This is a genomic window from Allobosea sp. RAF48 (assembly GCF_052114025.1).
In the GTDB taxonomy this organism is placed as follows: domain Bacteria; phylum Pseudomonadota; class Alphaproteobacteria; order Rhizobiales; family Beijerinckiaceae; genus Allobosea.
The window spans coordinates 83,759-95,839 of the sequence record NZ_JBFRDZ010000004.1 but is presented as its reverse complement, the minus strand read 5'-3'; the positions used below and the strand labels follow the sequence as shown (position 1 = coordinate 95,839).

The following is a 12,081-nucleotide window of genomic DNA, read 5'->3' as shown; positions in this document are numbered from 1 at the left end:
TACGATGGGCTTGCGCGTTGGCGTCGATATCGGCGGCACATTCACCGATTTTGCGGTGCTCGACCCGGAGACCGGGCATTTCGAAATCGGCAAGGTGCTGAGTACGCCGGCTGATCCGGCCGAGGCGGTGATTGAAGGCCTCAAAGCACGGATGGCCCAGAGCGGCCGGCCGATGAGCGAGATCGCCGAGGTCGTTCATGCAACGACGATCGCGACGAATACGGTGATCCAGCGCAAGGGACCGCCGACCGCGCTGATCACCACCAAAGGGTTTCGCGATGTGATCTTGATCGGCCGCCAGAAGCGGTACGAGCTCTACGACAACATGGCAGGGCGGCCGGCACCGCTGGTTCCCCGGGACTTCGTCTTCGAGGTCGAGGAGCGAATGCTCTGGACCGGAGAGATCGAGACTGCGCTCGACGAGAACGGAGTCCGCTCGATCGCACACGAGTTGGTCGCGAGAGGAGTGATCGCCGCGGCCGTCTGCTTCCTGCATTCTTACGCGAATCCCTCACATGAGAAGCGGGTCGCGGAGATCCTGCGGGAAGAAGCCCCCGATTTGATGGTGTCGATTTCTTGCGAGGTCTCGCCACTCTATCGGGAGTTCGAGCGGACCAGCACGACGGTCATGAATGCCTACGTCATGCCGGGCGTTGCCAGCTATGTGGAGCGGCTGGACCGGCAGCTCCGGGCATTGGGCGCGCAAGTGCCGATGCTGATCATGCAGTCCAACGGGGGGGTAGCGACCGCCGAGACGGTGAAACGCTTCCCGATCCGCATCATCGAAAGCGGTCCCGCCGCCGGCGTCCTGACTGCGGCGCGTTTCGCACCCGCTGCAGGCACTGACAATCTGATTTCATTCGACATGGGCGGCACCACCGCCAAGCTTTGCCTGGTCGAGGATGGAAAGCCTCTGCTGACGAGCCAGTTCGAGGTGGACATGACCCACCTCAAGAAGGGCAGCGGGCTGCCGGTCAGCATCCCCGCCGTCGATCTGATCGAGATCGGTTCGGGCGGCGGCAGCATCGCCAAGGTCGAGCTTGGCGCCATCGCCGTCGGGCCGGAAAGCGCCGGCTCGGTGCCCGGCCCGGCTTGCTATGGCCGCGGTGGCACGAAGCCGACCGTGACGGACGCGGACCTCGTGCTCGGATATCTCAATCCCGACTACTTCCTCGGTGGCGAGATGAGCCTGGACGCCGAGGCGGCCCTGACGGCGATCGAGAGGGACGTCGCCGTCCCGCTGGGCATCGACGTCATGCAGGCCGCCTGGGGCATCCACGAGATCGTCACCGCGCAGATGGCGCAGGCTGCGCGCGCTGTGACGATCAATTGCGGAAAGGACCCGCGCCTGTTCGCTCTCGTGCCCTTCGGCGGCGCAGGCCCGGTCCACGGCACCCGTCTCGCACGCATGCTGGGTTGTCCGAAGGTCGTCTTCCCCCGCGCAGCGGGCGTTGAGTCCGCCGTCGGTTTGCTGATGGCGGAGACCTCGCTGGATCTGGCGCGCACCCACGTGTTGAACCTCGATGGCAACGCCATCGAGGAGATCAACGCCCTCTACCGTGACCTTGAGGAACAGGCTCGCGGGCAGCTCGATGAGGCGGGCGTCCCGCGCGACAGGCAGAGCTTCTCGGCGAGCTGCGACATGCGCTTTGCGGGCCAAGGTTTCGAGATTGCCGTGGATCTGCCTGCCTATCCTTACGCGAAGGCCGATCTCGAAACCCTGCGGAAGGCCTTCCACGCGGCCTACGCCAAATCCTATGGTGCCCGAACTTTCGATCCGGATTGGACGATCGTGGCGGTCCACTGGCGCCTGCGGGCGATCGCCGTCGGCAAGACGCTGGTCATGGACGAACTGCCGAAGCTCCCGGGCGGCGTTGAACGCGCCAAGCGCGGACAGCGTCAGGTCTGGTTCCCCGAGACCAACGGTTTCGCGCTCTGCGACGTCTATGATCGCTACAGTTTGAGCGTAAACGACGCCTTCGCCGGGCCGGCAATCGTCGAGGAGCGAGAGTCCACCATCGTGCTGCCTCCCGGCAGCCAAACGACCGTCGACCCGCACGGCAACCTGATTACCACGCTGAGTTGAGGAAACTGCGATGAGCACGATCGATCCAGTCACGTTCTCCGTGGTGTGGGGCGGGCTTCTGTCAGCTGCCGCCGAGATGGGCAGCACGCTGCTGCGCACCGCCTATTCGATGACGGTGCGCGAAGGCTCCGACTTCTCGACGGGTGTTTTCGATGCCGACGGCAACATGATCGCACAGGGCGATTACAGCCCTGGCCATCTCGGTTCGATGGCGTTCACTGTCCGTCAGATGCTCGACTACTACCCCAAAGGCTCTCTCGGCCCGGGCGACGCGGTGATCTGCAACGATCCGACGATCGGTTCCGGGCACCTTCCGGACATCTTCATGGTGACGCCTGTGTTTCATGACGGCGAACTGATCGGTTATGCCGTCAACATCGCTCACCATATCGACGTCGGTGGCAGCGCACCCGGCAGCGAGGAGGTGGTCGGCGTTAGCGAAACCTGCCAGGAGGGCATCAAGCTGATGCCTGTTCTGCTTTACAAGGCCGGCGAGCCGATCCGGGAAATCCTGCGCATCATCGAGGGAAACGTCCGCATCAAGGACGTTCTCGGCGATCTGCATGCTCAGTACGCGGCAAACATGACTGGCGTCGCCCGGATGCAGGCGCTCGCGCGGCAGTACGGAGCCGCCCAGCTCGCCGAATGCATGCGCGAGATTGTCGCTCGCAGCCGAGACGCCATGGTTGAGGCGATCGCGGAGCTACCGAAAGGCACCTACCATTTCAACGATGTGTTGGACGATGTTGGGCCGGATACCGAACCTGTGCCGTTCCAGCTCGCCCTCACGATCGAGGACGGTCGCATCATCTGCGACTGGCGCGGCACCGGTCCCCAGCGGCCAGCCGGCATCAACGCCTACATGCAGTACACGCGATCCTACTGTATCGCGGCCATCAAGGCGGTTACGTTGCCGCGTTCACCGCAGAATTTCGGCATCATCAGCTGCATCGAAATCCGCGCACCCAAGGGTAGCTACGTCAATCCCAACCCTGGAGCGGCCAGCGGCGCCCGCGCCGTCAACGCCAACCGCATCTACGAAGTGGTGATGGGTGCACTCGCACAAATCGTGCCCGACCGCGTGATCGCTGCCAGCTCCGGCTTCTGCAACCCCAAGGTCAGCGGTTTCGTCAGCCCCTATACGGGCAAGCCCTTCTTGGCCTGGATGACGGCGATCGGGGGTGTCGGCGCGCATCGCCATCGTGATGGCCAGGAGGCCACGACCTCACCGACAAACGGCACCAACACACCGGTCGAGGTTCAGGAGATGAACGCGCCGGTCTTCATCGAGCGGATGGAACTGATCCCCGATACCGGTGGGGCAGGGCGGTTTCGAGGCGGCATGGCGGTGCGGAAGGATGTGCGGCTGTTAGCCGATGCCGGGCTCGTCACCAATCTCGGCGATCGCTATGTCAATGCGCCGTATGGGCTGGAAGGCGGTGCGTCAGGCGCGCTCGCGGCCACGATCTTGAACCCGGGCCGACCTGACGAGCGCAACCTGCATTCCAAGGGGACGTACCCTCTGCGGAAGGGAGATGTGCTCAGCATGCGGACAGCCGGCGCAGGTGGTTTCGGCGATCCGGCCAGGCGCGATGCCAAGGCAGTTCTGAGAGATGTGAGGCAGGGATTGGTTTCGGCCCATGCTGCGGCCAGTCTCTACAAGGTCGCGCTGAGTGAGGACGGTCTGGATATAGATGAGAGCGAAACGCTCAACGCCCGCGCAGCTTCTTCGCTGCTGCCGATCTGACGTGCCGAGCCACATAGGCGCCCACGACTGAACGGCGGATCGGATCTCGCTATTCTTACACAGACCTTCGGCGCGCCCGGCGCGGATCGCCGAAGGCTAGGTGTTCGACACGCCGGGATCTGATTTTGTCGAAGATCGAGATCGCGTTGAGCCTTTGGTGAGTGGTGCTTGCCGCGGTCTGCGCGGGCATTCGCCACGGGAAATGAGAGCTTCACAGGTAGCCCCTATGGCATGCCCCTGAAGAGTGGCCCTCCGTGAAGTAGGCGTTGAGCCTTTGGCGGATGCGGCTATGGCGCAGAAGAAGCGCAAACCCGAAGAGATCGTCGCGAATCTGCGGCAGGCCGACGTGTTGTTGTCCCGACGTTGTCCTGTGGCCGAGGTGATCCGCACGATCGGGGTGACGGCATTCGCCTATGACGCGAGAGCTTCAGCTCGAATATCTACGAAGAGCTCCTGAACGGCGAGATCTTTTCCAGTCGCGCCGGGGGCAAGGCCGTTATCGAGGGCTGGCGTCAGCGCGGCCACACCAGGCGCCCGCACTCTTCGCTCGGCTGCAAGCCGCCGGCGCCGGCCGCTATCGTGCCGCCGTCGAACATGGCTGAAAAGCCGTCTCTGCAGGAGATTGCAGCCGCGCCACTCAATCGAGGTCGGACAGGGCCACTTGACAAAGAAGTTTCATGGTGAAACGTTTCCATTAAAGATGGAAACGTTTCCACGAGGGATCGCCATGGCTTATGACTCTCTCAATCGACGTGCTTTCCTTCAGGGCGGTGCGGCGGCCGTCGGTGGGCTTGGTCTTCCACTCACGGCGCGAGCGGCGGATGAGCGATCCCTGGTCGTGGCGATCCCATCGAACCCATCGACCTTCGATCCGATCAACCAGGGCAACCACGATGCCATGGTGGTCAATCAGCTCATTTTCGAGAACCTGATCGAGATCGACGGGGAGGGCCGGCGCCGGCCTCTGCTTGCCAAGTCGCTGCCTGCGATCTCCGAAGACCGGACCGAGTATACATTCGAGCTTCGGGACGACGTCGCGTTCCAGAACGGGCAGCCATTCACTGCTGAGGACGTGAAATACAGCTACGACTATATTCTCGACCCGGCCAACAAGGCGCTGCGGCGCTCGGTCTGGACGAATATCCAATCCGTCGACGTCTTGGCGCGCCATAAGGTACGCTTCAAGATGAAAGCGCCGTTCCGGCCCTTCCTCGACTACATGACCAAGTACATGGGGATATTTCCCGCCGGAAGTCGTGAGAAATACGGCAACGAGATCTTCCAGCAGAGGCCGGAAGGCCTCGGAACCGGGCCCGGCATCTTCGTCTCGGCGCGTTCCAACGATGTCGTCGAATTTCGCCGCAACCCCAATTACTGGCGCAAGGATCTCCCCGGCTGGGACCGGCTGCGTGTGCGGATCGTCTCAGAGGAGGCCGCTCGCATCGCATCGCTCATGTCGAAATCGGTGCACATCATCGGCGCGCCGCCCGTCCGCGACTATCTGCGTCTGCGGCAGGCCAAGGCACAGGGCATCGTCGGGGCGAGCCGTCCTGCGCTCGGCAGCATGATGCTGATGATCCACAACACCCGAAAGCCCCCCTTCGACGATCCTGATTTCCGCAAGGCCGTGTCGCTGGCCACCGATCGCAAGACCATCGCCGAGAAGATCTTCAACGGTCTGGTCGAGCCCTCGGCGGTGCCGACTCCAGCCTCGGCGTGGTGGTACAATGACAAGGCAGCGGAAGGCCTGACCTTCAATTTGGAAAAAGCGAAGGCTCACCTCGCCAAATCCCGCTACGCTTCCGGGGCAGAATTCGAGCTGCTCTATTCCTCGCAGGGCTATCTGCTCGACGTCGGCGATGCGGCCCTGTTCATCCAGGCATCCCTGGCCCGGCTCGGAATCAAGGTAAAACTCCAGCCGCTCGAGACGGGCCAGCTCATCGAGCAGGTCTTCGGCGGAAATCAGACATCCGCGCTCATGGCCGTGATCGGCCCCTCCGATCCAACCTTCATCATCCAGGGCATCTATACGCCGAACCAGGTGATGACGCGCGGCTCCGGCTACAACAACGAGCGGCTCAATACGCTCCTGGCCGACAGCTTCCGTGTCGATGACGAGAAATCGCTGGGGCCCATCTTGGCCGACATGCAGGCGATTCTGGCCGCAGACTCGCCCTCGACCTGGATCGGAGCGGTCCACAGCTTCAACCTTTGGCGCAGCAACGTGCAGGGCTTCGAGCCGAATACCGGCATCACGCTCCGCCTGACCGACGCGGCCGTATCCGACCTCCGCTGAGGCGAAAAACCATGTGGTTTGCCAGTCGCATACTCAGCAGTCTTGCAGTGCTCGTCGTGGTCAGCGCGGTGCTCTTCGCGCTGACGCGGCTGACGCCGCTCTCGCCCGCGCGGATCGTGCTCGGCGCCGATGCCACCGTCGAGCAGATCCATGAGTTCGAGCACGATCGCGGCCTCGATCGCGCTCTGCCCGCCCAATATGCGGCGTGGGTTGCACAGCTTCCCCGGGCGGGGTTCGGTACGTCCTACATCACCGGCCGCTCGATCGATGTCGAGCTGCGCGAGAGCCTTCCTGTCACCGCCGAGCTGGTGGTGGTCACCTTTCTGCTGACGCTGGCCGGCGCGATTCCGCTCGGCCTCGTCGCTGCACTGACGGAAGACCGCTGGCCGGACCACCTGATCCGGGTGCTGTCCCTGATGGCCGTATCGGTCCCGGGATTCTGGCTCGCCCTGGTCCTGATCCGTGTCTTTGCCGTGAGGCTCGGCTGGGTGCCGCCGATCGGAATCACGCCGCTCTCGGAAGGCTGGCACGCCCATCTCGCCTCCCTGGCGCTGCCGGCGCTGTCGATCGCGCTCTACTATATCGGCGCGCTCAGCCGCCTGATGCGCGCCTCCGTCATCGAGATCCTGGGCCAGGACTACGTCCGCACCGCGCATGCGCTCGGCCTGAGGCGCAGTCTGGTGGCTCGCTACGTCGTGAAGAACGCTCTTCCACCGTTCGTCAGCGTCGCCGGCATGTCGTTCGGCTACATGTTCGGCTGGGCGATCATCATTGAACTGGTCTTCAACATACCGGGTCTTTCGCGCGCCCTGCTGACCGCCATCACGCAACGCGACTATCCGATGATCCAGGCCACCGTCCTGGTCGTCACGGCGATGTTCATCCTGTCGAACCTCGCTGCGGATCTCATCCAGCGGCTGATCAACCCGAGGCTGAGACATGCTTGACGCTGTGCGCTCACCTGGATCTGCGCCAGTGGCCGCGGTCGCCGGCATCCCAGCCCTGCGCCGGCTGTCCGGGCTCACCGGCACCATGCGTCGCCTTGCGCAGACGCACATCGGGCTGGTGGGGTTGGTCATCGTCGGCTTCGTCGCCCTGGCCGCGCTTCTGGCTCCCTGGCTCCCGCTGCATGACCCGCTCGATCTGATGATGGAGCATCGGCTGGAGCCGCCGGGGCCGGCGTTCCTCCTGGGCACGGACGAGGTCGGCCGCGACATCCTCGCCCGGCTCGTCTGGGGTGCGCGCGGGTCCCTGATGATCGGCGTGCTGACCGTCGCGATCGGGCTCTGCGGCGGGCTCTTCGTCGGTATCCTCTCCGGATATTACAGCGGAACGCTCGTCGAAACCGTCCTGCTCGGCGTGATGGATATCTTCGCGGCGATTCCTCTGCTCGTCTGGGCTATCGCGATCGTGGGGATTTTCGGCACCGGATCGGTGCAGGTCGGCCCGCTCGCGCTGCCCAACGAAGCCAAGATCGTTCTCCTCGTCGGCCTGCTTTTCATCCCCGGGCTGGCGCGTGTCGCCCATGGCCTGGCGCTGGCCGAGGCCGGGGCCGATTACGTGGCGGCGCGGCGCCTGCAAGGCGCGGGTTCCTGGTCCATCATGGCCAGCGACATCCTGCCGAACATCCTCTCGCCGATCCTTGTCCAGGCGAGCGTGCTGATCGGCATCGGCATCATCATCGAGGCGTCGCTGAGCTTCATCGGCCTCGGTGTGCAACCGCCGACCCCGAGCTGGGGCGGAATGCTGGCCGATGCGCGCTCGCTCGCCTTCTCGGACGAATGGTGGGTCGCGACCTGGCCGGGTCTGGCGATCTTTCTGACCGTGATCGGCTTCAACCTGATCGGAGACGCACTCCGCACGGTGCTCGACCCCCGGCGGCGTGAGGGGGGACCGGCGCTATGACCGCCCCTGTGCTATCCCTGAATGACCTGTCCGTCGCATTTGGTCAGGGAGCCGCGGCCCGGACGGTCGTTCACGGCGTGACCCTGCAGGTGCGGGCCGGCGAGAAATTGGCGATCGTGGGGGAGTCGGGCTCGGGCAAGAGCGTCACCGCGCTTGCGATCATGCGCCTGCTTGGACGCTCGGGCCGGGTCGTGGGTGGCTCGATGTGCCTCGAGGGCGAGGACATCACGTCCATTCCCGAGAGCGCCTGCCGCGACCTGCGTGGTCGCAAGGTGGCGATGATCTTCCAGGATCCGATGACCGCCCTCAACCCCGCTTTCACGATCGGGCGGCAGCTCGTCGATGCCATCCGCAGCCATGACGATCCAGGCCCGAGGGAGGCCTGGTCGGAGGCCGAACAGCTCCTCGGCAAGGTCGGTATCGACGACCCGCGCCGCCGGTGCGGCCAGCATCCCCACGAGCTCAGCGGCGGCATGCGTCAGCGTGTCCTGATCGCGATGGCCATCGCCTGCCGGCCGCACCTGCTGATCGCCGACGAGCCGACGACCGCGCTCGACGTGACCGTGCAGGCCCAGGTCGTTGCGCTGCTGCGGGATATCAGCGCGACGTTCGGCATCGCCCTGCTGTTCATCTCGCATAATCTCGATCTGGTCGCGGAGTTCTGCGACCGGATCGCGGTGATGTATCGCGGCCGGATCGTTGAAACCGGCAGCACGGAGGCGATCTTCACGTCTCCGCGCCACCCCTACACGCGCCTCCTGCTGGATGCCGTCCCGCGACCCGGTCGTCCGCTGCGCGCGCCAGCGCCTGGCCGCCCGACCGGGAGCCCCAAGGAAGGCGCCTGCGATTTCCTGCCCCGCTGCCCTCAGGCGGATGTGGACTGCACCTCGCGGCCCAGCCTGCGAGGCGAGGGGGCCCATCTGAGTGCCTGCTGGCGGAGCGCCCTGAGATGAGCCAAGCCGAAGCATTCCCGCCGCCGCTCCTTGCCGCCGCAGGCGCAAGCCGGAGCTATCGCGTCGCGCGTTCGGCGCTGGCGCGCCTGCTCGACCGGCGCACGACATCTGCTCTTCTCGGGGCGAGCTTCGAGGTGCGGGCCGGCGACGTCATGGGCATCGTTGGCGAAAGCGGCAGCGGCAAGTCGACGCTCGCGCGGCTCCTGGTCGGGCTCGATCGCCCGAGCAGCGGCCAGGTCTCGTTCGAAGGGCGCGACCTTGCCAGCTTTGCGGCCGCGGACTGGCAGCGTTTCCGAAACCGCGTCCAGTTCGTCTTCCAGGGCGCACACACCGCCTTGAACCCCCGCAAGACCGTCGCGCGCAGCCTGAGCGAAGCCTTCGCGGGCCCGCTCGCACCCGGAGCGCTCGATGCCTTGCTGGCGCAGGTCAGTCTCGGGCCGGAACTGCTCGATCGGCTGCCGCATCAGCTTTCCGGCGGCCAGAAGCAGCGGATAGGGATCGCCCGCGCGCTCGCGCGGCAGCCGGAGGTCCTGATCGCCGACGAGCCGACATCGGCTCTCGACGTCTCCGTGCAGAGCGAAATCATTGCGCTTCTTCAGCAGCTGCATCGCGACAGACACCTGACGCTGGTGATCATCAGTCACGATCTCGGGCTCGTCGGGGCGTTCTGCGACCGCGTGCTGGTGATGTATGCCGGCCGGATCGTCGAGATGGGGCCTGCCGCGAAGATCCTGGCGGCGCCGGCGCATCCCTATACGCAGCGCCTGGTAGCCGCCATTCCGCGCGGGCTCGCCGGGCGCAATCGCCCCGCCGAACCGCCACTGCCCGAAGCGGCCCGCCATGCCGGCTGCCCCTTCGAGCCCCGTTGCAGCAACCGAATTCCGATCTGTGCGCAAAGCGAGCCCCCCGAGGTTCACCTCGGCGACCGGCTCGTCCGTTGCCACGTCGCGCAGAGCTCGGTCCAGAACCTAGCGGAGACCAAATTATGACAGCGCGCTCGTTTCGCGTGGGGGCCGATATCGGCGGCACCTTCACGGATATCACCTTCCTGGAAAACGGTCAGACGGTGCATTCGTTCAAGCGCCCGTCGACGCCGGACGATTACAGTCGCGGAATCGTCGAAGGCGTCCTCGCGCTGCTCGACCGCATCGGCGGCAAGCCCACCGAGATCGAGGAGGTCGTGCACGCCACGACTGTGGCGACCAACGCCATTCTGGAGGGCAAGGGCGCCACGACCGCGCTGCTGACGACGCGCGGATTCCGAGATGTCCTGGAGCTCGGCCGGCTGCGCATGCCCGAACTCTACAACCTCAACTACGAAAAGCCGACGCCGCTCGTGCCACGCCATCGGCGCTACGAGATCGCCGAGCGCATCGGAGCGCATGGCGACATCGTCCTGCCCCTGGACGAGGACAGCGTGGTCGAGGCGGCGCGCGGTATAGCGGCCAGCGATACGCGGGCCGTCGCGGTCAGTTTCCTGCACGCCTATGCCAATCCGCAGCACGAGCGGCGGGCCTGCGAGATTCTCGCCGGGATGCTCGGCCCCGAGATCTTCGTCAGCTGTTCCAGCGACGTGCTGCCGGAGATCCGCGAATACGAGCGGACCAGCACGGTGGTGGTCAACGCCTATCTCGGGCCTGTCGTACGCTCTTATCTGCGTGCCTTGTCGACGCGGCTACGCGACGCCGGCATTCACGCACCGCTGCTGGTCATGCAATCGAGCGGAGGCGTGATGAGTGCGCTGGCCGCCAGCGAGAAGCCGGCCTGCATCATCGAGTCCGGTCCCGCCGCCGGCGTCATCGCCGCCGCCCGGATTGGCGCGGCGGGAAGCGCCCATGATGTCATCACCATCGACATGGGCGGGACGACCGCCAAGGCCGCGATCATCGAGCAGGGCCAGCCCGCACGCACGACGGAGTACGAAGTCGGGGCCGGGATCAACATCTCAAGCAAGCTGATCAAGGGCGGCGGGCACGCGGTAAAGCTGCCGTTCATCGACGTGTCGGAGATCGGCGCCGGCGGCGGCAGCATCATACGGGTCGATGCCGGAGGCCTCATCCAGGTCGGTCCCGACAGTGCCGGTGCCGTCCCGGGCCCCGCCTGCTACGGCACGGGCGGCACCCGCCCGACACTGACCGACGCGCTCGTCGTGCTGGGCTACATCAATCCCGAGCATATCGCCGGCGGTGCCGTGCGCCTGGACGCGGCGCGCTCCCGGCGCGCGATCAGCGAGCAGGTCTGTGCCCCCACGGGGCTCGCCCTCGAGACGGCGGCCTATGGCGTCTATGCCATCGCAGCCTCGACGATGATGCGGGCCGTCAAGGCCGTCTCGACCTATCGCGGACGCGATCCGCGCGACTTCACCCTGTTCGCCTTTGGCGGCAACGGCCCTGCGGTGGCGGCCGAGATCGCGCGTCTCCTCGACATGAAGCGCGTCGTCGTTCCGTCCCATCCCGGCGTCTTCAGCGCGCTCGGCCTGCTCTACTCGACGACTGAGCACGACCTGATGCAGACCTATTTCTGCGCGCTCGACGCTGTCGATGGCGACAAGCTCGATACGGCCTACCGTAAGCTCGAGACCAGCATGTTCGCCGGCCTCGAGGCCGAAGGCTTCGCCAGAGCGGACATCGAAATCGAGCGGATTGCGGACCTGCGCTACGCCGGGCAGGCCTATGAGCTGACGATCGGGCTCACAGACCGCCCCGGCGACCCCATCGACATCGCCGCCATGGGCGAGGCCTTCCGCAGCGAGCACAAGCTGACTTACGGCCATGCATCGACGAGCGATCCGCTGGAAATCGTCAATATTCGCGTGACCGGCCGCCCCCGCAACGACAGGACCGGCGCCTATCGGCCGTCGGCCCCGGGCGCGCGAACCGTGACGTCTGGCTCTCCCCCGGTGCGGAAATGCTGGTTCGGAGCGGAGTGGGGGCATCTGGAGACGCCGATCGTCACGCGCCTCGACCTCGCAGCCGGCGACCGGGAAAGCCCGCTGATCGTCGAGGAATACGACGCCACATGCGTGGTTCCGCCTGGCTGGACAGCGGGCCTGGACGAATTGGGCAACCTCGTACTCACAGCCTCGGAAAGGTGA

10 protein-coding genes are annotated in these 12,081 nt (G+C 65.4%); all 10 read left to right on the top strand.

Annotation, left to right across the window (positions count from 1 at the left end):
* Positions 1-4: 4 nt before the first annotated feature.
* The 10 genes from AB4Z10_RS09350 (at position 5) to AB4Z10_RS09305 (ending at position 12,081) form a co-directional block, all read left to right on the top strand.
* Positions 5-2,086: a hydantoinase/oxoprolinase family protein gene (locus AB4Z10_RS09350; protein WP_441470117.1), complete on the top strand. Its 2,082-nt coding sequence runs from the start codon at positions 5-7 to the stop codon at positions 2,084-2,086.
* A 10-nt stretch (positions 2,087-2,096) separates the two neighbouring features.
* Complete coding sequence (locus tag AB4Z10_RS09345; protein WP_441470116.1) at positions 2,097-3,833, top strand: hydantoinase B/oxoprolinase family protein; 1,737 nt, start codon at positions 2,097-2,099, stop codon at positions 3,831-3,833.
* A gap of 289 nt (positions 3,834-4,122) precedes the next feature.
* Positions 4,123-4,290: a hypothetical protein gene (locus AB4Z10_RS09340; RefSeq protein ID WP_441470115.1), complete on the top strand. Its 168-nt coding sequence runs from the start codon at positions 4,123-4,125 to the stop codon at positions 4,288-4,290.
* The gene (locus tag AB4Z10_RS09335; protein WP_441470409.1) at positions 4,272-4,517 is read left to right on the top strand and encodes an integrase core domain-containing protein; all 246 of its coding nucleotides are present in this window, start codon (positions 4,272-4,274) and stop codon (positions 4,515-4,517) included. The genes AB4Z10_RS09340 and AB4Z10_RS09335 overlap by 19 nt, the downstream gene beginning before the upstream one ends.
* The gene (locus tag AB4Z10_RS09330) at positions 4,456-6,129 is read left to right on the top strand and encodes an ABC transporter substrate-binding protein (RefSeq protein ID WP_441470114.1); all 1,674 of its coding nucleotides are present in this window, start codon (positions 4,456-4,458) and stop codon (positions 6,127-6,129) included. The genes AB4Z10_RS09335 and AB4Z10_RS09330 overlap by 62 nt, the downstream gene beginning before the upstream one ends.
* An 11-nt stretch (positions 6,130-6,140) precedes the next feature.
* Positions 6,141-7,076, top strand: coding sequence for an ABC transporter permease (locus AB4Z10_RS09325; RefSeq protein ID WP_441470113.1), 936 nt, complete (start codon positions 6,141-6,143; stop codon positions 7,074-7,076).
* A 28-nt stretch (positions 7,077-7,104) separates the two neighbouring features.
* On the top strand, positions 7,105-8,034 hold the full coding sequence (locus tag AB4Z10_RS09320) for an ABC transporter permease (RefSeq protein WP_441470112.1): 930 nt from the start codon (positions 7,105-7,107) through the stop codon (positions 8,032-8,034).
* Positions 8,035-8,111: 77 nt separating this feature from the next.
* Positions 8,112-8,987 carry an ABC transporter ATP-binding protein gene (locus AB4Z10_RS09315; protein WP_441470111.1) on the top strand — a complete coding sequence of 292 codons (876 nt, stop codon included), beginning with the start codon at positions 8,112-8,114 and terminating at the stop codon, positions 8,985-8,987.
* Complete coding sequence (locus tag AB4Z10_RS09310) at positions 8,984-9,976, top strand: ABC transporter ATP-binding protein (protein ID WP_441470110.1); 993 nt, start codon at positions 8,984-8,986, stop codon at positions 9,974-9,976. Before AB4Z10_RS09315 ends, AB4Z10_RS09310 begins: the two co-directional genes overlap by 4 nt.
* Positions 9,973-12,081 (top strand): hydantoinase/oxoprolinase family protein, encoded by a 2,109-nt coding sequence (locus AB4Z10_RS09305; protein WP_441470109.1) that lies wholly within the window; start codon positions 9,973-9,975, stop codon positions 12,079-12,081. Before AB4Z10_RS09310 ends, AB4Z10_RS09305 begins: the two co-directional genes overlap by 4 nt.

Bases quoted from the DNA above. Each gene is read 5' to 3' on its own strand.
- AB4Z10_RS09305 (WP_441470109.1), top strand. From the start codon at position 9,973: ATGACAGCGCGCTCGTTTCGCGTGGGGGCCGATATCGGCGGCACCTTC.
- AB4Z10_RS09345 (WP_441470116.1), top strand. From the start codon at position 2,097: ATGAGCACGATCGATCCAGTCACGTTCTCCGTGGTGTGGGGCGGGCTT.
- AB4Z10_RS09325 (WP_441470113.1), top strand. From the start codon at position 6,141: ATGTGGTTTGCCAGTCGCATACTCAGCAGTCTTGCAGTGCTCGTCGTG.
- AB4Z10_RS09350 (WP_441470117.1), top strand. From the start codon at position 5: ATGGGCTTGCGCGTTGGCGTCGATATCGGCGGCACATTCACCGATTTT.
- AB4Z10_RS09310 (WP_441470110.1), top strand. From the start codon at position 8,984: ATGAGCCAAGCCGAAGCATTCCCGCCGCCGCTCCTTGCCGCCGCAGGC.
- AB4Z10_RS09340 (WP_441470115.1), top strand. From the start codon at position 4,123: ATGGCGCAGAAGAAGCGCAAACCCGAAGAGATCGTCGCGAATCTGCGG.